We start from the raw sequence: 23,062 nt of genomic DNA on the forward strand, positions 1-23,062 counted from the left end.
TCGCCGGTGTGGAGAACCTCCAGAACCTCAACGTCGATGACAACGAGATTACAAACTTCATCGTCTCCGGCCTGCCATCGCTCGCCACACTCATCTGCTCCGACAACAACATGACCACCCTCGGCGTGCGCAACTGCAACGCGCTGCTCGACCTCGTCTGCTCCTACAACGACCTTACCACCCTCTCGGTCGAAGGCTGCCCCAACATCCAGTATGTCGACTGCTCCTACAACGACCTGACCTCGCTCGACCTCTCCAACCAGACATTCCTCCAGCGTCTGCTCTGCAACAACAACCAGCTGACAATGCTCGACGTGTCCTTCGACCAGGCCCTCACCTACATCAACTGCCGCTTCAACACCATCACCGACCTCCGCACTGTCGCCTGCAACAACCTCCGTATGGTGGCCTGCCAGTGGAACTACTGATAAACGGTGTCACTTCTGCCTGACACACACAATCTCAATCCTCAATCAGACTGATTGACGCACTAAACATAAAACACTCTCCGGCCGGAAGACCATCTGATGGACTCCCGGCCGGAATTTTTTAGCTTGATAGAGATTCAGACTTCTGATTCTCTGTAACGCCTCACGACTTCTTCAATCGGTATGTCGAGCAGGCGCATTTCCTTAAACAGTTCTTTAAGTGAAGTTTCGAAAAATTCTTTACGGCGCACATCATTCACGTGGTCGAGAGCGTCTGCGGTCAGATAGAAGCCCATGCCACGTTTCGGGACGATTATACCTTCGGCCTGCAGGAATTCATAAGCTTTGAGTACGGTATGGCTGTTGACCGACAGTTGGACCGACAGCTCCCTGACTGACGGCACTCGTTCGCCGGCAGCCCATACTCCGGTCAGAATCTGCCCGAAACTATAGTCGATAATCTGTTTGTATATGGGTTTGTTTGAAGTGAAATCCATCTGAGAAATTTATTGATTGACTCTGCTGTGCTTTCATGCTTTGATTTCCCCGACCTTAATGTGACGGTAAATCATAATTGTGATTATTATTGGATAGATGGCAAGCACTCCATATATATACCTGAATACAGAGAATATGTTTATCATAAGTGTTGTGGGGTCGTCAATTATATTTGGATTTATTGAAATATTAAAATAAGCGATGACTCCACCTACTATTCCTGCGAGAAGACTGCTGGCAAACAATATCCCGAGCAAACTGAGAAGACCTTTCACTACGCGGTTACGCACGGCTTTAATCACCACGTAGAGTATGGTGATTATAATGGCGTAGCACTGGATGATGCTTACCGCGATTATGAGACTGCGGTGTTTTAAGTCAATCATGCCTGATTCGATTTTGACGCGTGCCCACATCATGTCTTGTATGGTTGGTCCTAAATCGAATATTTTGAAAATGAATTCAAGTCCATACCATGTACCTTCGATGATTAATGGCACGACGACCAAGGAATATAATATGTACACGAGCCATTTTTCAACCGGTTTTGCCGGAATGAGGGCAAGCAGCGTGTCGTCGCGTCGTGCGAATGTGAGCGGACTGAGATAGAGAGCGACTCCAACGATGAAACTCAGCAATGTGTAGACTCCTAATCCATTTCCACCGAGATAGATGGCTAACTGAACCAGCAGGTAACACACCAACGATGTGAGTGCGCTCACCAACATGTAAACGCGCATGGAATTCTTGAACATCATCCCGAATTCAAACATGCGTCTCCATGAGAATTTGTCAGAAAGGCTGGATATTTCCATTTTATCAGCTGATGTTTTGTGGTTGTCTGTTTATGGTTTCAAGAATTTTGCTCCGGGCGTCCGACATGAGAGCTGAATAGAGAAGCCCGTAGTTGAGATCTGACGGCTCTCCGCTTTCGTTGACTACGATTGAGTGGAAGAGTCCTGCGCCTTGTTCCATGAACAGGCTTCCGTAGGGTGGGATAGGAGTGGCCACGCATGAAATTCGTTCTGAAATCTCCCAAGTCGGTTTGGCCAGTATCAGTTTGCTCCGCGAGAGCACGAGCACTCCGTCGTAGAGTTCCCTTAGGTCGGACACGGTGTGGGTCGAAATGATTACCGTCTGTTCCGGCGATATGCAGCGTGCGAGCATGTGGCGCAAAGCTTTTTTCGAATTTATGTCAAGACCGTTTGCGGGCTCGTCAAGTAGCAACACGTCAACTCCAAGCGCGATTATATAGGCCAAAAGAGTCTTGTGGCGCAGACCGAGCGAGAGATGGTTGAATGTTTCAGAGCCGTTTAATTCAAACTCACGAAGGTTCTCTTCAAAATATTCCTGCGAGAATCCCGGGTAGAATCTGCTGTGGATTTTAGCGAACTCGCGGATTGTTTTTGTCGGGATTTCCATGGTGTCGGGCATCATGAACACTCGTTTCAGTGTCGACGGTTCGCGTCGGGTCATCGTAGCGCCGTCGACAAGGCAGCATCCTTCTGTCGGGATGATAAGTCCGGCTATCAGGCGTAGCAGTGTAGTCTTTCCTGCTCCGTTTTCGCCGAGCAGCAGATGTATGCCTGATGGCACATCTGCCGTGACTTTGTCAAGAGCGACAAAGCCACGGCGGTATGCGTATGTGACGTTTTTTAGTTCAATCATTTTTCGACCGGTTTTACTGTGTAACCTTCTTTTCTCAGCAGACTGATGAGTCCTTTGTCGCCCGGGAGATGACCTGCGCCGACAGCGATGAAAACCGATGCTGTGGGCAGGAGTCCGGCCATGATACGCACCCAGTCGGCATTGCGTTTGTTGAGCATTCGTTCACTCCATTCATCGCTGTTTCCCGAGTCTGGACTCTCCATGATTTCGAGCATTGCGTTCAGGTCGCCTGAAAGATAGGCTTTTGCAAGTTTGAGAGCGATTCCACTTGCTTTCTCATCGTTGCGCACCATATCCATCAGCTCGTCGGCTTGTGTGAGGATAGATGTCCCGAACATCGCTTTGCACTGGTCTTCGATGGTCTCGAATCCTCCGATTTCCTTGCCTGCCGCAGCTCCGCGCTTCTGGATTTCACCATCGAGCTGTTTTGACGGGTCGAAATTTGGAAATGCAGCTTGGCTTTGTGCGAGAGCAAGCACCGTGTTTATCATGGCGGGTTTGAGTGTTGCCATCTGTGAAGCGGAAACCATCGGGCCCATGTAGTGCTTTAGCACTTTGTCGAGGGAGTCGATCTGTGCGGCGGAAAGAACTGAGGTCAGGGTGCTGTCCTGTGGAGCCATGGCATATGTGAGCATTATCTGCTGTGACTGGGGGCTCTGTGCTTCGCTCATGACCATTTCGCCATACACTTTGTCGGCTGAAGCAAGTGCTGATGCAAATCCGGGGACACTGTCGATGACAGCGATAGGCGCTATATGGTGTGTGCCGAAAAGATATGACGGTTTCGAGAGACCGTTGCCGGTCACTTCCCATAAGAGTTGTGCGTTGCCGACAAGTGTGCCTATTGATGCTACAAGGATTGAAAGGAGAAACTTTTTCATTGTTGTGAAGGTATTATTGTGATGAATTTTTCTATTTGCAGTGCTGCGGTGTTTAGGTGTTGTACATGACTAACACACCGCAAAGGTATGCCACTTGTCGCAATTCACCAAATTTTTGCATGAAAATTTTTATTTTTTTTTGAAAACCTGTTCCAAGAATATTGTGGAGACTATTTTTTCACTATCTTTGGCTGATTAAACAACAGTCTCTAAATATCACGTAACAATGAAATTTTCAACCGTTTTTCATAAATACACATTTCCAATCTGTGCTGCATTATGTCTTGGCCTGAGTTCGGTTTCCTGCGGAGGTTCGTCGGGTGGCGATGCTGCAATGACCCGGCAGGATTCTTTAGCCGTCATCTCTGCTCAGGCCGATGCTCTTCTTGAGGCGCGATGTGTCAAAGCCAATGCCCAGTTCCCGCTGGTGATTGATGATTTCACGACCCAGACCGCAGTTGAAGTTCTTCCTGAAAAGATGGTTCATACGTTTTCGATTGACGAGAAAAAGCTTGGACTGGAGCTTGACAATCCGAATGTGTCAAAAGACGCTCTATATCAAGGTATAATCGAAGCATTGCGTGTCAGTAAATCCGACTCGACAATGCTGTCTGAGATGCAGGCGCTTGTGACCACCGGCCGTGGTCTGCTGTATAAGTACAGCGGAGTGCAGTCAGGCAAGACATTGGAGGTGGAAGTAGCTCCGGCCACATTAAAAGAAATAGTCGAGTGAGGTCTGTTCACTCGACTATTACATGTTTCATTTCCTGAGGTCCTTCATCTCACGGGTGGAGGCCCGAAAACCGGAGGTGCGATTGTCGGATTCATATTGCCGTGCATCGATTTACCTTGATTTGATTTAATCAGTTGGTATAATATCCCTCCGACATCAAGACCGATTTCTGCATGCTTCGACAGTCGGTAGTAGGGGATGACCATCGGCTGGGCTTCGTAGCGGTCGGTCACTGACGAACGGTAGGCCTGCGCACCGACTTTCACACCCCAACGGTCGCCGATTCTGTAATCGACATACCCTCCGAAGTTGGGTATCGCCGTGTAGCCCTGCATTCCGGGTGTCATTCCGGCATGCCGTAAAGTGGTGGCATTGTTTAGTGATGTGTAGTAGCTGCCAAACAGCGTCATGCTGACGCGGTCGCTGAATCGGTAGGATATTGAGCCCCCAAAACCGAATACAGTCTGCAATCCTCCGAAGTAACCATACTTCATGGCATCACCGTGTGCGGTGAATGTAAATCGTCCTGCCTGTTGCATCAATATCAGCGACCCGCTTTCAATCCCCATCATTCCGGGCATTGAGGCCGATCCTCCATTGGCGAACAGACCACCGCTGTTCCAGACTGCGATTCTGCCGTCGGTCGGGACGCTCATGGTGAACGGTTGAAGTTGTTTCGGATATGATGATTGCAACGATGGGCTGCCTACTGTTACGTCTGAATTTATCAGACTGTCTTTTGGCAGAAGTTCATGCCCTGTAATCGACGGTAGCGATGGAGTGCCGGCCGGTCTTCCGTTTCCGGCTGCTTCATTTGCTGTTCCGATGGAGTCGGTGATAGCTTTGTCCGGCATATCAGTCAGCACATTTTGTCCGGTGGCTGTCGACTCCGACAGACCGATACCGGCAACAAGCATTAGAGTGAGAATTTTTTTCATATTGAAGGAAGAGATTCGTTCTGTCAGGCCGGAGGAGTCCACAATAATACTCCCTTTCATAAAAAGTCGCTGTAAACCTCCGTCGCTACTGGCAAAGTTAGTTTAAATCCGTCAATTGTGTCTGTTTTTAACCTTATTTAGTCTTATTTCCTCCCTAATTTTCCTCTTATCCGGCTGAGATTTACAGGTATTAAGCCCAAAGTGAATATATTAATTGAGAATTTCGCATAGTTTGAGTATCCGGATTCATCAGGTAATAAGAAAATATGCTGACTAATGTCGTAACTTTGCAGTCTGATTTCAGACTCTGTTTTATTTATGAACTGGATTACTCTCATTATTGCCGGGCTTATGGAAGTTGCGTTTACTTTCTGTCTCGGCAAGACAAAGGCGGCTTCCGCTCCGGCGCTTTATTATTGGTGGGCCGGTTTTCTTGTCGCCCTCACTCTCAGTATGTATCTCATGGCCCGGGCGGCCCGCACGATTCCGCTCGGGACGGTCTATCCCGTCTGGACAGGCATAGGTGCGGTCGGATCTGTTATCGTCGGCATTGTGTTCTTCAACGAGCCGGTGACGTTCTGGCGCATCTTCTTTATCACGACCCTAATAATATCTATTGTCGGACTTAAAATGTTATGACTGCAATGCAACATGAAATGCGGCGCTTCAAGCAGCTTCTGCCCGAAGCAGAAACAAAAGAAATACTGCGGGAGTCCACTCACGGTGTGCTATCTCTTGTCGATGCCGAAGGAGTGCCTTACGGTGTACCACTGAGCTTTGTTTATGACGGCGGAAATGTCATATATTTCCATTGTGCCACTACAGGTCACAAGATTGACTGCATATCGGCCAATCAATCTTGTTCATTCTGCGTGGTCGCTCAGGATGTTATCATACCTGAAAAGTTTACTACCTATTTCCGCAGTGTCATATGCTTCGGTCGTGTTACGATTGTAAGCGACGGTGATGAATTGAAAAAAGGCCTGATTATGCTCGCCGGGAAATATTCGCCGGGCATCGACAGCGCTATGGAAATTTCACGTTTCATCAACAACGTCACCGTCCTTCGACTCGAAATCACCTCCATGACAGGAAAAGAATCAATCGAACTGACCCATGCACGCCACCTCAGTCATGTAGCTGTGGATTAGATTATCGTTGTAGAAGGTAAAAACAACTTGTAGAAAAATAGTTACGCAGATAATATAAGCCGGACAGACTCTTTGGCAGCAAGCGTGGTTTCAGTCTGAATTTTATCTCGTAGTGCGGGTTTATAAAATAAAGACTGCGTTCGATGATTCTAAGGCCTGAAGAAATGACTGTTTTTTCAAATTGTTCAATGCTGATTCCATATTTCTTTATGGTCAATAATTCTGAAATGCAATTGTCTTTTTCATTCCCGATTCTGAGTATGAATCTGTAGATTGCTGCCGGGAGTAAATGGATGAAAGGCATTTTAGAGATATATTTGTTGTGGCATATCTGCTGATGGCCGCCGAATGGCATTTGCCATGCAGGAAAACCCATAAATGCCATTCCTTCCGGTTTCATCAGTTCTGATATTCTTGAGAGGAGTTTTTGCTTATCGGCTATATGCTCGATGACATCATGACATATGACTATATCGAAACGCTTGTCACATTTCATTTCAAATATGTCTGAACATATAAACCTTCCGCTGGCACTCTCTTTTTGAAAAAATGAAATAGCATCTTTTATGCGGTTGGCTGAGATGTCTATGCCTGTCACTCTATGGCCTGATTTTGCAAATGGCAAAAGATTTCCTCCGTCACCGCAACCGATTTCAAGTATATCCAGTTGGCGGCCAAGATTCATATGGCCGGCTATATAAGGCATGAAATATTTTTCGCTTGTATAAGCGAGTTCTGAAAAATATTGGTTTCTGTCGTTGTGTCTGTGTTGCATGATTATGGTTAAGCGGTGTTTTTAACGCTTATCCTAATGATGCTTGAAGCCGGCATATACTGCGTCTGCCGGTTTTAAAAATAATCAGATTTCATTTTTCAGACAGAAGCGTATGCCTATTGGGATATTGAACATCAGAGGTCGTTCCTGCCACATGGTCGGTAATGAAGAATTATTGTCAGGATAATATGTCACCGATGGTTCGGCATAAATGTTAATACCGCGTGTCAGGCGGTACTCAATGCCGATTCCGCTTTCGATTGAGAATTGCAGGTTTGGTTTAAGCTTCGGTAATGGGCTGTCAGTGTTGTCATAAACCGTTATGCACTGTGTGTTGACAGGCAAATCTATTTTACACCCGACAGTTGCATAGGCTGATAAATTGTCATGGGAAATTAACATGTAATTTAATTTCAGCGGTATTCCGATGAAATGGGATGCTGTTTTTATTTCAGCATAATCATTGTTGCTTTCATATGTCAGACTGCTTCTAAGATATGTGTATGTTACACCGGTTTCGAGAGCGAGCCTTTGAGACATGCTGCGGGAAAGTGTTATGCCGAATATCATAGGGAATGAATGATGGACTTTTCGTTCGATAAGTTTTACATCTGATGGAAGCCCCGGTTGAATTTGTTGAAAAATATCAGTTTCGGTTGTATTCAGGCATGTATAACGCATTGTCGCACCGACGCTCCATTTCTGCCATTCAGACTTGTTTTTTGCATAGGCTATGTTTGTCGATATATATGGCAAGTCTGCTGACAAATCTGTCGCATCGCGAATGATGGTATCTGCCGGCACATGATGTTGCAGTTTTTCCTTCGTGTCCGCTGGATGACATACATCCTTGTCCGGATGACAACCTATTGTCGTCACATTATTGCCTGACGGGCTGTTTAGAGTGTTTTTATCGGTCGTTGTCTGTTGTATTGAGCTTTTTTGCGAAGCATCAGGATTTATAGTCTTCTCGTTTGAGTTATTGCGTCCGGTTTCAGTTGCAATTACATTTCCATGCTTTAAATTAAAGCCTCTGATGGATTCTGCTTGTCGGTCAGTGACTTCAGAATTGGAGGCAATTGGTGGTTCGTGACGATTTTTCAGGTAAAGGACTGTGAATGTCATCATCGACACAGCCGCAAGCATATGCAGTTTTGCCTCCCGGTCGTTAATAAGCCGTCGCAACATAGCTTTTGCTCTTGACAGTTGTGATGATGACGAATTCGGAGCTATACCAAGGATTTCACCTATCTCTTTGTGTGACTTGTTTTCGAATACGGCAAGTCTGAATATTTTCTGATAGCCGGCCGGCAGTTTTCTGATGATTTCATCAAGTTCCTCGTAGCTCAGTCCTTTTTCGGTATATGGAGTGTCTGGGATTTCTTCTTCATCGTCAATTGGCTGTGTCGCATCGAGATGTTTCAGATATTGTAGTGACAGATTTTTCATGATTGTTCCTATCCAGTATTCGACTTTATCATGATTTTTAAGTTTGCCTATATTGGCAAGTACTATGATAAATCCATCGTGTAGCACATCTTCGGCGGCTGCCCGGTCGGTGACATAGCGTTTTATGAGACGTAGCATACATGGCGAATAGATGCGATAGAGCTTGGCCATCGCATCCTTATCACCATTTTTGCATCGCCTTATAAGATCAGTCATATTCATGTCGGTGAAAATGCGCAGAGAGGTTCGTTATGGATTCAACTGCGTCTATAATAAGACGCGGATTTTTTACCGAATACTGCATATGACTGATGAAATTTTTTTGCATACACTCTTTCCGATTATTACTAAAAGAGATATAAAGGCCTGTGTAGTGCTGTGATTTTCATATATTTACATATAAATATCCGACCGCCGTTACAGTTAGGATTACCATAACTTTAACGGCGGTCATCGAAAAAGGGGATGTTGATTTAGTGTCTCTGTTTCAACCCCGGTCTAACGGCTTATATATTAGATATTTGCCTATTACATAAGTTTTTTGCCGACGAGGAAAGCTTCGGCGATTGGTTCTCCCAATGGACGGTACACTTTCTTTTCCTGATCGAAACATATGGGGTGGAGCATACTGAAATCGACTTTTCCATCCGAATCAATGATTGTATCGTCTGCGACGGTTCTCATCACTTCGCCGATGACACGTGTGCCACCGTCGCCATTGCCGGTCAGGGAGACAACCTTACATTCCATGGCCAGCACGAAATCCTCGATAATCGGTGCGTCAACCATCTTGCCTTTTACGACCGATGCGTGCACATGATCCAGCTTCGGTTCGTCATGACCGGAGACCATTCCTAAAAAATCGGCAAGCTCCACTCGCTCGGCTGTTGCGATATGTACGGTAAACGCTTTTTTAAGACGCATGTTTTCCGTAGTCTTATGATTTGATGAAATATTCAGAGCGATATGGTTGTCCCAGCATTGTCCTCCCCAAGCGACATTCATGGCATCGGCTACCCCATTGTTGTCATACGTACCGACAATAAGTACCGGCAGTGGAGCTATGACCGGACGTGTCTTTATTTCTTTCAACATAATATATCAAGGTTTTAAAGATTTAAAAATCCGACATCCCTTTGTGGGAATGTAAAAGTATTTTTTCAAATTATAACCTATGCTCACGCATAAAAGTTCCGTTTTTTGACATTTATTATCTCAATAAGCCTCTTCCGAATGGCATAGATTGTATTTGAGAGGTAAAAATTGGGTAATATATCACGTTTTATTGTAAATTTGCCGGACAGTGTGTGGACGATTTATCCACTGTAATGACAATAGATTGATAAATACAGATTTATTATTTTTGACCATGTTTCATCCGCTTGAAAATATCAAGGACTATGATGTGATTCTGGCGAGTGGTTCGCCACGTCGCCGGGAATTGCTTGGAATGCTCGACATTGACTTTCGTGTCGACACTTCCCATCCGGTCGACGAGACTGTCCCTGCCGGACTGCCCGCCAAGGAAGTCGCCCCTTATCTGTCGCGCCTTAAAGCCGAGGCCTATCCGCTCGGTGATGAAGAAAAGAAGCTTGTCATCACCGCCGACACAGTCGTTATTATAGACGGCAGGGTGCTTGGCAAGCCGGCTGATGAGGCTGACGCGTGCAGGATGCTTGAGTCGCTGCAGGGTAGGACTCAGAAAGTAATCACAGGAGTGACGGTGAGGACGGCAAAAGGCATGACCACATTCAGCGCCTTATCTGAAGTGGAGTTCGCTCCACTTTCGGGCGATGAGATTGCATACTATGTCGGTAAGTATCGGCCCTTTGACAAAGCCGGGGCCTATGGCATACAGGAGTGGATCGGTGCAGCCGGAATCAAGGGTATCACTGGCAGTTTCTATAACGTCATGGGACTTCCTGTCCAGCGTCTGTATTCACATTTGAAAACAGTCTAAATCTACGGATTTATAGAAGGAAGGGTCTGGCATACAGGCCTTTCCTTTTTAGAGGGTCGGATATTTGTCCGACCTTCTTATATTTTTATTGGTGTCCGGTAAAACTTTCAATCCATATTTGACTTTTTATTTTCCTCGGACTGCCGCCCTAATCACTGAAACAGGGTGCTTGTCAATGAAATAGCTGGTTAAACACGTTTTATCTGACACCAATGATAAAATTCAATCGGCAATTCTTTGACTATGGTAAATCAATGTCCTGCCGGACATTCACATTATATTTATCCTGTGTCCCCGCACATCTTCGCTTCGCTGCGATGTACGGGGCTATGAGTAATTAAATGTCCTGCCGGACATTTTTTGCCTGATACTCCGTGTTGCCTGAGGCTTATTGGCTTCCATAAATGCACTTCCTCCGATGGAAAAATACATGCCGATGTCCGTTCAGGACATCCAATTACTCATAGCCCCGTACATCGTAGCGAAGCGAAGATGTGCGGGGAAAGATATATTTAAACAAAATGATGTCCGGCAGGACATCGATTTACCATTCTGGCAAGCCCAATAACGAGGATTCACACACAATTGATTATAAACCAATGCATTATTGTTGATTTTAGACATTTTATCGGACAGCAATATTATATTTTGGTCAGTCTTAGAGTGAATCCGTCGGTCGGAGGAAGGATGATGAGGCTGTCGGGTGTCTCATCGTTGTTGTTGGTGGTGGTGGCACGGTGTTCCCATGCGAGGAAATGAGGTGTGCCGACTCCGAGGCGCTCGCTCACCTTAAGCGCTACGACACCCATTGTCATGCGCAGATTTAGTTCAACGCACGGCATCACTCGCCGACGGCCGCCGTCGTTGTAGACCATCATGTCTACTCCCATCCAGCCCTTATAGGCTGTCGCCGTCAGTTCGGTCAATATTTCTTCCTCACGGCTGATGATTTCCATGAGACTGTCGAAATCAATCATGCCTGATAGCCGGGATTCGATATATGACTGAGGTGCGACAACATTTCCGCTATACATTCCTCTTGCCTCTGTCGTGAACATCGACAATCCACGGAAGCTGACACGGACTCCGTCGGAGTGGAACAGCGCCGCGAAATCGGCCACCTTGTCGAGTCCGCGTTCGACCATCACGCTTCCCTGCCTGTTGATGATTCCTTCCGCACGCCGGCGCAGTGCGTTTTCGTCGAGCGACCGTGCGCAAAACACACCGCGTCCGCTGCTCGACCACGGTGATTTCACGTAACATCCGGGATTGTTGCGCTCTGTTTCAACCACGACATCCGGATTGGTGGTTTCGAGTGCGATTGGACTGCCCGAGTCAAGCCGTGTGAGGATTTCGACCGACATACGTCTGTGGCTCAGCTGTCTCATCCGTTCGATTGAGCTATCGTCGGGCAGAATGTCGCCGTCGACTCCGGCACGTAGAAACTGCCGTTTCGCATCGAGACTCCATCCCCAAGGGGCGACCTGCGTGACATTTCTGACATCTCCGCCCACCACACCGTTCAGCCCGAAACGCCCGGCGAGACGTAGGGCTTCGGTCTGCATCTGTTCCGGGGCTATGATACTGTCTCCTTCCTCAGCCCACCACATCGGCAGCAGCGCTCCGGCATTATGGATTGCAACAGCGTGGGGCGGGGGAGTGTAGTGGCGGCAGCCGAGTGCCAAGGCAAGGTCGTTTTCAGGATTGAAAAGATGGAGTTTCACTGTATCGGGGGATTGAGTTTCTGTAATCGGGATGCAAAATTACTGATTTCGCAGTGATTTTGAAATATTATATCGGCCTCTTTCGCGTAGGCCAAACCGAAGGTGACGCTTTGATGTTAATATTCCGTACATCTTTGGAAACATGTAAAAAAACGAATATATGTCTGACATAAAAACACCTCCAGCCTCTCCCCCTCAGTCACGCAGTGTCGGCGATATGATCAAAGGCAATCTGTTTGTGCTGATTGCAACGATATTTTTCGGAGTCAATATCCCGGTGGTCAAAATGCTGATACCGGAATGGATGAGTTCAATCGATGTCACTGTTTTCCGCCTTGGCGGCGGTTGCATTCTGATGTGGATTGCCTCGATTTTCATCAAGACCGACCGAATCGGGCGTCACGACTATCTGCGTATATTTCTTGGCGGGGCTGTCGGGCTTTTTCTGTTCATGTACCTTTTCAATCTGTCGCTACGCTATGCCAATCCGATTGACGTATCTATTATCATGACTTTCCCTCCGATATTCGTTATCCTGATAGGTATAATTTTTCAGCATAAACACACCTCATGGCTTGAGATATGTGGCATTGTCGTCGGATTCATAGGCGCTTTCCTTGTTATCGTCACCCAGCATTCAGGCGAGAAGGGCACTGACAATATACTTGGCGACTGTCTCGCTCTCGCCTCGACTCTCTGCTATGCCTTCTATCTTGTGATTCTTGAAGGGCCTATGCACCGCTATCGCCCTGTCTCCATGTTGCGCTGGGTGTTTCTGATGTCGTGTATACCGATGCTTCTGCTTTTGCCGTCATTGCCGAAAGCCGAGATTTTCCATACCACCGACTGGCAGCCGTGGGCCTGCATAGCTTTCGTGCTTATCTGCCCGACCTTCTTGTCCTACTTCCTGATCAATCCGGCGGAGAAACTGATAGGAAGTGAGTTGGTGTCCATCTATCAGTATTTTCTGCCTGTGGTGGCAACCATAGCGTCGGTCATAATGGGTATAGCCGAGATACATTGGATTCAGGTGCTCGCAATGATTGTCATCATAGCCGGTATGCTCATCACAAACCGTGCGAAGCGCAAGGAGGTCCGCAAAGAGTAGCGGTCGGGCTGCGTCGGTTTTTTTACGAAATAAAAAAAGATGTCCGTGACAGCCATCACAGCGCCGTCACGGACATCTTCAGTTAAGTCGACTATAAAATATCTTAAAGTTTCATCTTTTTGGCGATTTCCTCGGGAATAGCTTCGCGGTTGACGAGGATGTCGATTGTCTTGGCAAGGAAGTAAGGCTCTGAGACGTAGAAGAAACCGTCATAAATCTGGTTGGTGTCCCATGAGTTCTTGACCTTGTAGTATTTGTTGCCCTTCTGGTCGACAGCCTTACCGACGATTACCATGCCGTGGTCATCGGTGGTTTCCTGCTTGTCAAACATCTCCTGACGGAGTTCCTGAGTGACAGTGATTTCCTGTGTCGGACCATTGATTTTGTTTGATTCAGCCTCGCGGTCTTTGTCGCTGAGTTTCACCCAGCGCGAAAGCTCTGTGCCCGACAGGTCGTTGGCAGTCTTCTTCTTGGGGATGAGTGCGTAGCCTTTCTTCCAGTTGAAGCCCGGTTCGCTCACGTCGGCAGCCCATGCAATCGAATAGCCGTTGTCAAGAGCGTTGTCAACGATTGCCTTCATCTCTTCCAGAGGCACGTTGTGATACTTTTCCCACAGCCAGTTGTCGGCCACCTCGATAGCGAACGAATCATAGAAAGGATGGTGTGTGAATGAAGTCACGGGCACATAGTCGGCGGCATTGATGCCGAGCGACTGTGCGAACGACTGTGGAGTGTAGGTCTTTCCTTCATATTCAAACGATTCGGGAAGCTCGCCGAAGTAAGCGTCGAGTATTCCTCCGAATGCCTTTTTCCAAGCCGGAGATTTTTTCTTGCTTTTGTTGACCGAATTTACAAATGAAGTGAATGCGGAGCTGAGTTCTGCGTGGTCGTGCTTTTCCTCGCCGTATTCAAGTCCGCGATACGCCTCTTCGGGGACGAGACCATAGTTTACCATGACGTAGGGTACGTCGAGTGTGCTTCCGCCCTGTGCGAAATTGATTGTGCCGTTCATGCGGATAAACTTGTCGGCCTTGTCATTGTAGCAGTGGCGTACGACATACATTTCGCTGAGGTCGACTTCCTTGCCGGTCTTGCGGAGAATTTCGTCTTCAAGGAAAGATATGCCTGAGAAGCTCCAGCATGTTCCTGATTTGTTCTGGTCCTTAACGGGAGTGGTCTTCACTACCTTCACGTCTGTGAACTTGAAGCCTCCGGTGCTGTCGTTCTCATTGGTTTTCTTGTCTTTAGCCTGAGCGCCTAAGGCCAGACAGAGAGCCATCGCTCCGAATAAATACTTATTCATGATTTGGTTGATTGGTTTATGGGGTTCAATTTATATGATATCGATTTGTCATAAGGCAGATGCAAAGTTATTATAAATTTATGGCAATTCAAGTTTTTTAAAGAAAAAGTTGTAACTTTGTGTGCTTGTTTTCTACAGTATAAAAACCATAAGTAACTCTTAAAAATCTCAAGAGATTACTTTTGCATTTTATATAGTTTAATTTTTTAGAGTTACTTTAAGTATTTCATATGAAAAGAAAATTTCTTGCTTTCATCATAATTCTTGCAGCCGTTTGTGGTGTTCAGCAGGCCAGTGCCCAGTTCCGTTGGGGCGCTACGGTCGGAGTCAATTTCAATGATTTCAAGTTCAAGCAGGCCGGCATCCTTTCAGTAGGCAAAGGCTTTGGTGAGTCTGCCGGAATCAACGGCGAAATGATGTTTCCCGGCATCGGATTTGGCATCGACATAGGTCTCCGCTACGAGCAGCTCGGCGCTAAGCTCAATCTTGGCGATTTCCCTCTCTGGGAGTCGCAGGGCTACTCGGCAGATGAACGCATCTACATCCACAATATCCAGATTCCATTCAACCTGAAATTTAAATATACCCGTCTGCAGGGGTTTGAAGACTATCTCGCACCATTTGTTTTCGGTGGTCCGGTGTTCAACATACAGGCTGCCCACAGCAAATGTGACGCTATGAAGTTTTCAGGCGGTGATCTCGGTCTGACAGTCGGTGCGGGTGCTGAGATTTTCAGACGCTGGCAGCTTTCGGCCTCATACACATGGGGCATGACATATGCTCTCAAAGCGAAAGTGCTGACCGACTACAGCGCGCGTAACAGAACTTGGGACATACGTCTGACCTATTATTTTTGAATTGTTTGATAATATTTCTTGCAGTCTGGAAATCCATGATTTCCAGACTGTTTTTTTGACTCAATACATATCTATTTGTGATGGAAACAGATACAGTACATGTCTATGCGGAGACACCTCGGCTTGTGCTCCGCTCGTGGAAACCTGACGACCTTGAGGTCTTTGCGTCGCTCAATGCCGACAGCGAGGTGATGAGACATTTCCCTGCGCCGTTGTCGTTTGAAGAGACAAAAGCTTTTTATGACCGCATACAGGATGAGTTCCGTCGTGTTGGCTATGGTCTTTATGCCGTCGAGCTTAAGTCTACCGGCCGGTTCATCGGCTATGTCGGGCTTCATGCTTTCAACTTTGATGTTCCCTTCGCGCCGGGAGTCGAGATCGGGTGGAGGCTTGCTGCTGCGTATCACAGACAGGGCTATGCCCCTGAAGCCGCGACGGCAGTCCTTTCAGTGGCAAAGAGCCTCGGACTGAGGAAGCTCTTTTCGTTTACAGCTCTGGCCAACACTCCGTCTGAGCGTGTGATGCAGAAAATCGGCATGCGTCGGACCGATGAATTTGACCATCCGGCTATTGCCGACGGTCATCCGCTCAAGCGCCATGTCCTTTACACAATCGACTTGTAGCGTCCGTCGCCATGTCGCTGACACGGTGGCTGTGAAAAAAAGGCATTGCCCCCGTCACCACTACGGAAGCAATGCCATAGGCAGAAAAATTGTTTGCTGATGGTTTGGCCGCCGTGTCCGGCGGTCTGCCCTCCGGCATGATTCCCTCTGTTTATGCCGGCGCTGCGCTCTCCATGAATGAAAAGTGTGTCTTGGCAGCTTTTTTATTTGGCAGACCGTCGGTGCAGGCGGAGTCTGACTATAGATAGAAAGAATATAAATAGTTGTAACAACGAAAAATCCGTATCTTCCCGAGTGCCTATCGGCCGATAGGTCTGTGGACAGATACGGATTTTTTATGCTGTTTCAGCTTTGTTTCGCAATGGTTACAGATTCAATTGCTCTGTGGGTATGACGACGGAGAATTGTCGCCGGTGAGATGATGAATCATGCAACAGTTGTCCGTAAAGTCCCGCAGACAAAAGGCTTGTGTTTTGAAAATGGCAGGTCTTCTGACTTGTTTCCTGCTTCCACGCCTTCCCGGTCGACTCAATTTGAATCAGTCAGTGGCTTGATTGTGGAAGCTGTTTTATGAATGAAACTTACAGCAGCGGGTACTGTTCCGGATTCACACCGGATTCCCTCTTCGGCTCTTGTCAAATCCGACTCTTCGGATTCAGAGCAACCATTTCGTTGGCAAAGATAATGAGAAAATTTGTAAAATCAACCGTTTTGTGCGGTTTATCAGTCAAAAACACCCTCCATTGTGGTGTCTTCGGCATTGGTGTCGGCGTTGACCTCCTCGTCGTAATAACCGTAGAACTCCTTTTCGCAGAGGTTGACATCGGCGGGGAAGTTGAACCTGGCGCTTTGTGAATAGTTGAGCGAGGGGTCGGCATAGACCTTCTTCATGAAACGTCCGTAGATCGGGAGGGCCATCGACGCACCTTGGCCATAGGCCATTGTGTTGAAGTGGATGAAACGCTCGTCGCCTCCGACCCATGTTCCGGCCACGAGGTTAGGAGTGAATCCCATGAACCAGCCGTCGGCGTTGTAGTTGGTCGTACCGGTTTTGCCTCCCATTTCGGCTGTGAGGCCGAAGCGCGAGCGCACTCTGTGAGCCGTACCTTCGTTGACCACGTTGAGAAGCATCGAGAGTATGCGGTAGTAGGCTTTTTCGCTTATGACTTCAGTGTGGCGTGGCGAGAATTCTGAAATGATGTTGCCGTTGTTGTCGGCGATGGCTGTGACAAACATCGGGTCGACTCTCATGCCGTTGTTGGCGAAGGCTGAGTAGGCGGTCACCATTTCTTTGACCGACACATCGGCCGGTCCGAGACAGAGCGACATCACGGGGGGCAGCTCGGCCGTGATGCCGAAATTGTGCATGGTTCTGACGAGCGAAGGTGGCGAGAGCTGCGATATGAGTCGCGCCGAAATCCAGTTGTTGGAGTTGGTGAGAGCCCACCGCAGGTCGACCATTTCGCCTACACGGGCAGACCCTGCGTTGCGCGGGGCCCACACCTTGCCTGTCTCGTCGGTGAGCACCGGCTGGGTGTTGGAGAATTCGTCGCAGGGAGTGTAGCCTTCCTCCATGGCATATGTGTAGAGGAAAGGTTTCACTGTCGAACCCACCTGACGGCGTCCGGTCGAAACCATGTCATATTGGAAATATGAGAAATTCGGACCTCCGACATAGGCTTTGATGTGGCCGTTGAGAGGATTCATGGCCATGAATCCGGTGCGGAGGAAATGTTTGTTGTAGAGCACTGAGTCGAGAGGGGTCATCACGGTGTCGACCGAACCGTTGTAGGTGAACACCTTCATTTCTCTCGGAGTGTGGAACGCACGGTTGATTTCGTCTTTCGATGCACCGGCCTTGACCATCATGCGGTAACGGTCAGTGTTCTTCATCGCGTTGCGCACGAGGTGATTTCGGCGTATCTCTGAAAGTTCTGCGCGGTCTGTGGTGTAGGGCGCGCCCTTTGTCCCGCGTTTCTCGCGGAAGAAAGCCGGCTGCAGATAGCCTCCGAGATGTTCGGCCACCGCTTCTTCGGCATATTTCTGCATGCGCGAGTCGATGGTGGTATAGATTTTCAGACCGTCGGAATAGATGTCATATTTCGAGCCGTCGGGCTTGGGATTCTTTTCAATCCAGCCGTAGAGCGGATTGGTTTCCCATGCGATTGAATCGTCGATGAATTTCTGGGTCTCCCATCCGCGGTAGTTTTCGCGTTCGGGTTTCTGGGCTCTGAGCATTCGGCGCAATTCCTCGCGGAAGTAGGGGGCGATACCGTCCTTGGCGTCGACACGGTTGAAATTCAGGGTCAGAGGCAGGGCTGAGAGCGAGTCGAGTTCGGCTTTTGTTATCTTGCCGTTCTTTTCCATCTGTGCGAGCACCACGTTGCGGCGCTGGCGGGTGCGCTCGTTCTGGCGCACCGGGTTGTAGTAGGCCGGGTTTTTCACCATCCCGACGAGCGTTGCGGCCTCTTCAATCTTTAGGTCCTTGGGCGCTTTGCCGAAATATACGTGGGCGGCCGACTTTATGCCGACAGCGTTGTAGAGGAAGTCAAACTGATTGAGATACATTTTGATGATTTCCTCCTTCGAATAGTAGCGTTCGAGCTTCACGGCGATCATCCATTCGATCGGCTTCTGCATGGCTCGCGAAAGGAGTCCTGAGCTGTTGGGCGAATAGAGCTGCTTGGCAAGCTGCTGGGTGAGGGTCGAACCGCCGCCGGCATTCTTGTTGCCCATGATGACGGTTTTGACCAGCACACGTCCGAGACCGCGCATGTCGATGCCTGAATGGTCTTCAAAGCGCACGTCCTCGGTTGAGATGAGTGCGTCTATCACATGTGGCGACACTTCATCGAAATCTGCGTAGACGCGGTTGCCTGTGCCGACGAAATAGCGTCCGATTTCCTTGCCGTCGGCCGAGTATAGCACCGATGCAAAGCGGTCGGTAGGATTTTTAAGCTCCTCGACCGGTGGCATATAGCCGATCACACCATTGTAAATCAGAAACAGGAATACGAAGATTCCTACAATGACGGATATGAATAAAAGCCACATTGTGGCTATGAGTCCGCGATGACGGCGTGGTTTCTGGCCTTTCTGCCCGGGACGGCGCGATGCCGCTTTCGAGTTTCTTTGTCCGGTGGTGGTCTGTGACTTTCCGCCGTTTGTCTGATGATTATATCCTTGCTGTGGCATATTGGATTGACAGTGGAGATTGATTGTTGGAGAGATTGCGGTTGATTGGGGTTGAATGATGGGCGGAGATGTAAATCCGGAGGCTTATCGGATATAAATCAGCTCTCCGCGCACTTCAAGCTGCAAATTTACGCATTTTCCCCGAAATAATGAAACAAACAATCTGTTCCCTCCACGATAACCGCATCATAATCCATTGTTTTTAATAGGAGTTCCTGAATAGTCGTTATCAGTCAATTGATTGATTTTATTAAAATCTGGTCTAAAACGATGCCTTCGGTATGGTGATGGTTGCAGATTGTTTTCATTTTACCGCTTACCGCGCTTTGTGATTAATCTGTTCATGTCGCAAAATAGTTCATTTTGTTTTACAGCCTGTGATTACTTGTTAAGGGTTTCTAAAAATTCAATTTCCACAATTCTCAGTTCACTCTTTTTTTTGTCGTTTTTCTTTGATTTCATGAGGCCGAGTCCACCGGCGTCAGGCTCGGCAACCTCGATTATCTGTCCGAAAGCATCGCTTTCATTGGCAGAGCCGCGTAGGCGTATGGTGTAGGTGTCTGAAAGAATCGGATTCTCGATACAAAGATGGACATACCCGAGACTCCTTTCGGTATTTCCATTCCACACCAAGACATCATCGGCATAGACTTCAATCGGGTAAGAACGCTGTCGCCACCCTGTAAGTTTCAGACAGATATCATCGATAGCTGCGCGTCGTTCGAGTTTATATGTAATCCATGCCGTGGAAAGGCGGCCGTCATTTTTCCATTCGCTTAGTTCGTTGTCATCGTAGCTGGCCGATGTAGTCTCGTTGTTTGTCCCTGCTGTGGCGCTTTCAATTTTCACATCAACCTTACTGTCGGTATATGACTGCCCTTCAGGGGTCTCTCCACGGGATGACTGACTACATAACCGTGCTGAGGGATCAAATTCAGTCAGTCCGTCTTTGACATTTATAGGTTTCGTGTCGAACGCAATTTCCCGAGGTTTGAAACCATTGGCTTTAGCTGTGATTTTGACTGACCCTGCTGTCGGTAAGGAGCGGAGCATCACTCTGTTGATTCCGGCTTCAACCGGAATTGTCTTTGACAGTACGAAATTATCATTACCCTGAGCCACACCGCCGCGCCACTCGGCCGGCCCGTCGACTGAAAATTCAATAGTGTCATTTGCAAGCGGACATCTTCTTCCTTCATCATCGACTATTTCCACTTGGACAAGTGCAATGTCCGAGCCGTCCGCAAACACACCTTCCGGCCCGTGAATCAGACTTAGTTTTATGTCTGCCGGTCTGCCGGCGGTTTCTTTTTTCACATGTGACACGGCATTCCCTCGCTTATCATACCCGATAGCTTCGACGATGCCGGGTTTGTATGCGATGGAGTCAAATGTAAATAAAAAGCGATATGACTGTTGTGCGGGTCGTTGGGTAATTCCATTGACTTTAAGTTCGACGGAATCACAGGTTGATACGACATATACAGGCTTTACAGTTCCCTCGGGATAATTCCAATGACCGATTATGTAAGAATCCTGCTTTTCAGGATCGACCCAGCAGTCCCACATGACTTTATGGACATAAAATCCGTCTTTGGGGATACGCATAGGGTCTACTACACCGCTCAGCCTGTAATTTTCAGCGCTTCTTCCATGAGTCTGAGTGTCTGAAAATATAATCTTGACTCCGCCTGAATTGACGCGTCGGCCTGTTCCGGGTCTTTCTCTCCAGAAATCATACCATCTGCGCACAAATTCAACGGCAAGCATATCCTGATTCTGATTATAGGCCGTGGCGTCCTTCCCTTTGTGGAGAGGGCCGTCGCCGTGTCGATGATAGGGATAGCTCCAGTTATCCCAGTATTTACGAAGACCCTCGTCTCTGCAATATTCAGTCTGGATCATGGGATGATGCTCGCTCTTGTTCACATAAAGCATCTCTCCTCCATATTCTGCTTCCCTGATATCAAGCATTTCTCGTGAACCGATTGCCCTGCCGCCGTGAGGGTCATATTTATCACGGATATCTCTCATTTCAATCATGTGCTCTCTGCTGATAGATTCGTTTCCCGATTCCCAGAATATCACGCTTGGATTGTTGCGGTAATATATTATGGCATCTCTCATCAGGTCTTTGCGCAATTCCCATCTCCGTCCCTCGACATCCTTTTCTGAATCTCCGGCAGGAAGCATCTGCATCAGGCCGACGCGGTCGCATGACTCTACATCTTGCTTCCACGGGGAAACATGCATCCATCTTACGAGATTTCCGTTGCTTTCAACCAGTAATCCGTTGGAAAAATCGCTCATCCAAGGCGCGACCGACATTCCCACTCCCGGCCATTCATTGCTTGAGCGCTGGGCATATCCTTTCATTTGGATGACACGGTCGTTCAACCATATTTTTCCGCTTCCAAATCTTGTCTTGCGAAAGCCGGTTTTGGTCACAACCTCGTCTGCTTCTTTGCCATTCACAATGAGTGTCGTTTTCACATCATAGAGATAGCCGTATCCCCAGCTCCAGAAATGCAGGTCTGAAATCTTGGAGGATGCTTTCAGCATTGCGGTTTCGCCGGATTTAACGGTCTGCGGCTCGCAGTCGAATGTCGCAATCATTTTATTTTCATTATCGTAGACCGAGACTTTCATCCCGATTTCCGCCGACTTGCGAGAATCGTTTTTTATTTCGGATTCGATATTTACTGTGGCTGTTCTGCTTTTTACATTGATGTCTGTTGCGTAGACATATACTCCGGTCGTGCCGAGATTGCTGTAGAGCGGAAGTGTCTGATGAATAGGATCGGTGATGTGTAGCCTGACATTTTTCGGTATGCCACCGTAATTGGCATTAAAATTCATGTCGTTCCATTGAAATTGACTTCCGGTGGCACGTTCCTTATATTTCCAGTTGTTGTCCGTTCTGACAGATAAGATATTCTCCTTGCCGAATCTGACGTAGGGGGTAATGTCAAATCCTACTGCCATGACTCCATTTTCGTGCAGCCCGAGATGATGGCCGTTGAGATAAAAATCAGCACCCTGACGCACTCCTTCAAATTCAAGAAAAACTTTATTTCCTTTCCGGTCAACAGGTATTCTGAAATGCTTACGATACCATGCCACCGTATCGGTCATTTGCGAAATCGATACTTTAAAAGCCTCGTCCTCGTTGAAGGCATGGGGCAGGCTTATTGCTTTCCAGTCCGAATCATCAAATGAGGGTTGGTCCGCTCCTTTGAAGTCTCCGATTTTAAGTAGCCATCCCGGATTGAAGTTATATTTCTCTCTTGCCGGCACAGGGGTTGACATAATTGTCACAATCAGAAGAAATACTACACATTTTATTGCCTGTAAAGTTTTCATAATCATTATGGTATTGCTCGTTGATTCTGATGTCTTATTTGATTGGAGATTGCGCAATATCCTTTATATTAGTGAGATAGCAACTGCTATTCTGTTAGCCGATATTGATTTGCTCATGCGCGATTTTATAGCAAAGTTCGTCAGAATCCTCCTATTCTACAAGAGTCTCACACAAAATCGTGTAAATGAGGCAATGAAACACTTGTCTTTTTCCTGAAGTCATCTGAAAACTTACGGCTCAAAATCAACAAGAAATTTTTTTCTGCCTCTTAATCATAAATGAAGCCACTGCATTGCTGGAAATCCGCTTTGAACTGCGGTGAAACAAATGGGGTGGTGTCGTGTTTAGATATTATACATGTTCGGGGCTGAGTGTGGGGTTTACGCATTAAGTCTCAACTCGATATT

At 47.6% G+C, this 23,062-nt stretch carries 19 protein-coding genes, 1 pseudogene and 1 riboswitch; of the genes and pseudogenes, 8 read left to right on the plus strand and 12 right to left on the minus strand.

The window, feature by feature from the left end; translation table 11 throughout:
- A pseudogene (locus QZ311_RS09640) lies at positions 1-428 on the plus strand (hypothetical protein); the annotation flags it as partial.
- 137 nt (positions 429-565) lie between these two features.
- On the opposite strand, the gene QZ311_RS09645 reads toward QZ311_RS09640, so the two are convergent.
- The 4 genes from QZ311_RS09645 to QZ311_RS09660 are packed head-to-tail and all read right to left on the minus strand — an operon-like array spanning position 566 to position 3,475.
- A complete protein-coding gene (locus QZ311_RS09645; protein ID WP_297067118.1) occupies positions 566-925 on the minus strand; it encodes a GntR family transcriptional regulator in 360 nt (119 codons plus the stop codon).
- Between the two features lie 33 nt (positions 926-958).
- Positions 959-1,741 carry a hypothetical protein gene (locus QZ311_RS09650; protein ID WP_297067119.1) on the minus strand — a complete coding sequence of 261 codons (783 nt, stop codon included), beginning with the start codon at positions 1,739-1,741 and terminating at the stop codon, positions 959-961.
- A 4-nt stretch (positions 1,742-1,745) separates the two neighbouring features.
- The gene (locus tag QZ311_RS09655) at positions 1,746-2,594 is read right to left on the minus strand and encodes an ABC transporter ATP-binding protein (protein ID WP_297067120.1); all 849 of its coding nucleotides are present in this window, start codon (positions 2,592-2,594) and stop codon (positions 1,746-1,748) included.
- Positions 2,591-3,475, minus strand: coding sequence for a TraB/GumN family protein (locus QZ311_RS09660; protein ID WP_297067123.1), 885 nt, complete (start codon positions 3,473-3,475; stop codon positions 2,591-2,593). Before QZ311_RS09660 ends, QZ311_RS09655 begins: the two co-directional genes overlap by 4 nt.
- Before the next feature lie 226 nt (positions 3,476-3,701).
- Between QZ311_RS09660 and QZ311_RS09665 the strand changes: the two genes are divergently transcribed.
- Positions 3,702-4,208 carry a hypothetical protein gene (locus QZ311_RS09665; RefSeq protein WP_297067125.1) on the plus strand — a complete coding sequence of 169 codons (507 nt, stop codon included), beginning with the start codon at positions 3,702-3,704 and terminating at the stop codon, positions 4,206-4,208.
- Positions 4,209-4,252: 44 nt separating this feature from the next.
- Here QZ311_RS09665 and QZ311_RS09670 read toward each other — a convergent pair whose 3' ends face one another.
- Entirely contained in the window at positions 4,253-5,146 is an 894-nt protein-coding gene (locus QZ311_RS09670; protein ID WP_297067127.1) for a hypothetical protein, read from the minus strand.
- A gap of 318 nt (positions 5,147-5,464) precedes the next feature.
- Between QZ311_RS09670 and QZ311_RS09675 the strand changes: the two genes are divergently transcribed.
- Positions 5,465-5,785, plus strand: coding sequence for a multidrug efflux SMR transporter (locus tag QZ311_RS09675; protein ID WP_297067128.1), 321 nt, complete (start codon positions 5,465-5,467; stop codon positions 5,783-5,785).
- Positions 5,786-5,790: 5 nt separating this feature from the next.
- Entirely contained in the window at positions 5,791-6,297 is a 507-nt protein-coding gene (locus tag QZ311_RS09680) for a pyridoxamine 5'-phosphate oxidase family protein (protein WP_297067182.1), read from the plus strand.
- Between the two features lies 1 nt (position 6,298).
- Here QZ311_RS09680 and QZ311_RS09685 read toward each other — a convergent pair whose 3' ends face one another.
- The 3 genes from QZ311_RS09685 to QZ311_RS09695 form a co-directional block, all read right to left on the minus strand.
- Entirely contained in the window at positions 6,299-7,072 is a 774-nt protein-coding gene (locus QZ311_RS09685) for a class I SAM-dependent methyltransferase (RefSeq protein WP_297067130.1), read from the minus strand.
- Between the two features lie 84 nt (positions 7,073-7,156).
- Positions 7,157-8,743 carry a sigma-70 family RNA polymerase sigma factor gene (locus QZ311_RS09690; RefSeq protein WP_297067132.1) on the minus strand — a complete coding sequence of 529 codons (1,587 nt, stop codon included), beginning with the start codon at positions 8,741-8,743 and terminating at the stop codon, positions 7,157-7,159.
- A 306-nt stretch (positions 8,744-9,049) separates the two neighbouring features.
- Entirely contained in the window at positions 9,050-9,616 is a 567-nt protein-coding gene (locus tag QZ311_RS09695) for a flavin reductase (protein ID WP_297067133.1), read from the minus strand.
- 274 nt (positions 9,617-9,890) lie between these two features.
- Here QZ311_RS09695 and QZ311_RS09700 point away from each other — a divergent pair, with 274 nt between their 5' ends.
- A complete protein-coding gene (locus QZ311_RS09700; RefSeq protein ID WP_297067134.1) occupies positions 9,891-10,481 on the plus strand; it encodes a Maf family nucleotide pyrophosphatase in 591 nt (196 codons plus the stop codon).
- Positions 10,482-11,122: 641 nt separating this feature from the next.
- Here the strand turns inward: QZ311_RS09700 and QZ311_RS09705 are convergent.
- The gene (locus tag QZ311_RS09705) at positions 11,123-12,205 is read right to left on the minus strand and encodes a hypothetical protein (protein ID WP_297067136.1); all 1,083 of its coding nucleotides are present in this window, start codon (positions 12,203-12,205) and stop codon (positions 11,123-11,125) included.
- A 160-nt stretch (positions 12,206-12,365) separates the two neighbouring features.
- Between QZ311_RS09705 and QZ311_RS09710 the strand changes: the two genes are divergently transcribed.
- Complete coding sequence (locus QZ311_RS09710; protein WP_297067137.1) at positions 12,366-13,313, plus strand: DMT family transporter; 948 nt, start codon at positions 12,366-12,368, stop codon at positions 13,311-13,313.
- A gap of 103 nt (positions 13,314-13,416) precedes the next feature.
- Here QZ311_RS09710 and QZ311_RS09715 read toward each other — a convergent pair whose 3' ends face one another.
- A complete protein-coding gene (locus QZ311_RS09715; RefSeq protein WP_297067139.1) occupies positions 13,417-14,616 on the minus strand; it encodes a C1 family peptidase in 1,200 nt (399 codons plus the stop codon).
- A 230-nt stretch (positions 14,617-14,846) separates the two neighbouring features.
- On the opposite strand from QZ311_RS09715, the gene QZ311_RS09720 reads away from it, so the two are divergent.
- Both QZ311_RS09720 and QZ311_RS09725 read left to right on the plus strand, forming a co-directional pair.
- On the plus strand, positions 14,847-15,473 hold the full coding sequence (locus QZ311_RS09720; RefSeq protein ID WP_297067141.1) for a porin family protein: 627 nt from the start codon (positions 14,847-14,849) through the stop codon (positions 15,471-15,473).
- A gap of 80 nt (positions 15,474-15,553) precedes the next feature.
- Entirely contained in the window at positions 15,554-16,096 is a 543-nt protein-coding gene (locus QZ311_RS09725; RefSeq protein ID WP_297067143.1) for a GNAT family N-acetyltransferase, read from the plus strand.
- 463 nt (positions 16,097-16,559) lie between these two features.
- A riboswitch (cobalamin riboswitch) is annotated at positions 16,560-16,780 on the minus strand.
- A 39-nt stretch (positions 16,781-16,819) separates the two neighbouring features.
- On the opposite strand, the gene QZ311_RS09730 is transcribed toward QZ311_RS09725, so the two are convergent.
- Together QZ311_RS09730 and QZ311_RS09735 are read right to left on the minus strand one after the other, a co-directional pair.
- Entirely contained in the window at positions 16,820-19,291 is a 2,472-nt protein-coding gene (locus QZ311_RS09730; protein ID WP_297067144.1) for a transglycosylase domain-containing protein, read from the minus strand.
- Positions 19,292-19,672: 381 nt separating this feature from the next.
- Positions 19,673-22,600: a sugar-binding domain-containing protein gene (locus tag QZ311_RS09735; RefSeq protein ID WP_297067146.1), complete on the minus strand. Its 2,928-nt coding sequence runs from the start codon at positions 22,598-22,600 to the stop codon at positions 19,673-19,675.
- Between the last annotated feature and the right edge of the window lie 462 nt (positions 22,601-23,062).

The sequence above is a fragment of the uncultured Duncaniella sp. genome (assembly GCF_910578445.1).
Lineage (GTDB): Bacteria > Bacteroidota > Bacteroidia > Bacteroidales > Muribaculaceae > Duncaniella.

What these genes read in the sequence shown, in the direction of transcription:
- QZ311_RS09645 (WP_297067118.1), bottom strand. Translation starts at nt 925, where the DNA reads ATGGATTTCACTTCAAACAAACCCATATACAAACAGATTATCGACTAT.
- QZ311_RS09650 (WP_297067119.1), bottom strand. Translation starts at nt 1,741, where the DNA reads ATGGAAATATCCAGCCTTTCTGACAAATTCTCATGGAGACGCATGTTT.
- QZ311_RS09655 (WP_297067120.1), bottom strand. Translation starts at nt 2,594, where the DNA reads ATGATTGAACTAAAAAACGTCACATACGCATACCGCCGTGGCTTTGTC.
- QZ311_RS09660 (WP_297067123.1), bottom strand. Translation starts at nt 3,475, where the DNA reads ATGAAAAAGTTTCTCCTTTCAATCCTTGTAGCATCAATAGGCACACTT.
- QZ311_RS09665 (WP_297067125.1), top strand. Translation starts at nt 3,702, where the DNA reads ATGAAATTTTCAACCGTTTTTCATAAATACACATTTCCAATCTGTGCT.
- QZ311_RS09670 (WP_297067127.1), bottom strand. Translation starts at nt 5,146, where the DNA reads ATGAAAAAAATTCTCACTCTAATGCTTGTTGCCGGTATCGGTCTGTCG.
- QZ311_RS09675 (WP_297067128.1), top strand. Translation starts at nt 5,465, where the DNA reads ATGAACTGGATTACTCTCATTATTGCCGGGCTTATGGAAGTTGCGTTT.
- QZ311_RS09680 (WP_297067182.1), top strand. Translation starts at nt 5,791, where the DNA reads ATGCAACATGAAATGCGGCGCTTCAAGCAGCTTCTGCCCGAAGCAGAA.
- QZ311_RS09685 (WP_297067130.1), bottom strand. Translation starts at nt 7,072, where the DNA reads ATGCAACACAGACACAACGACAGAAACCAATATTTTTCAGAACTCGCT.
- QZ311_RS09690 (WP_297067132.1), bottom strand. Translation starts at nt 8,743, where the DNA reads ATGAATATGACTGATCTTATAAGGCGATGCAAAAATGGTGATAAGGAT.
- QZ311_RS09695 (WP_297067133.1), bottom strand. Translation starts at nt 9,616, where the DNA reads ATGTTGAAAGAAATAAAGACACGTCCGGTCATAGCTCCACTGCCGGTA.
- QZ311_RS09700 (WP_297067134.1), top strand. Translation starts at nt 9,891, where the DNA reads ATGTTTCATCCGCTTGAAAATATCAAGGACTATGATGTGATTCTGGCG.
- QZ311_RS09710 (WP_297067137.1), top strand. Translation starts at nt 12,366, where the DNA reads ATGTCTGACATAAAAACACCTCCAGCCTCTCCCCCTCAGTCACGCAGT.
- QZ311_RS09715 (WP_297067139.1), bottom strand. Translation starts at nt 14,616, where the DNA reads ATGAATAAGTATTTATTCGGAGCGATGGCTCTCTGTCTGGCCTTAGGC.
- QZ311_RS09720 (WP_297067141.1), top strand. Translation starts at nt 14,847, where the DNA reads ATGAAAAGAAAATTTCTTGCTTTCATCATAATTCTTGCAGCCGTTTGT.
- QZ311_RS09725 (WP_297067143.1), top strand. Translation starts at nt 15,554, where the DNA reads ATGGAAACAGATACAGTACATGTCTATGCGGAGACACCTCGGCTTGTG.
- QZ311_RS09730 (WP_297067144.1), bottom strand. Translation starts at nt 19,291, where the DNA reads ATGCCACAGCAAGGATATAATCATCAGACAAACGGCGGAAAGTCACAG.
- QZ311_RS09735 (WP_297067146.1), bottom strand. Translation starts at nt 22,600, where the DNA reads ATGTCAACCCCTGTGCCGGCAAGAGAGAAATATAACTTCAATCCGGGA.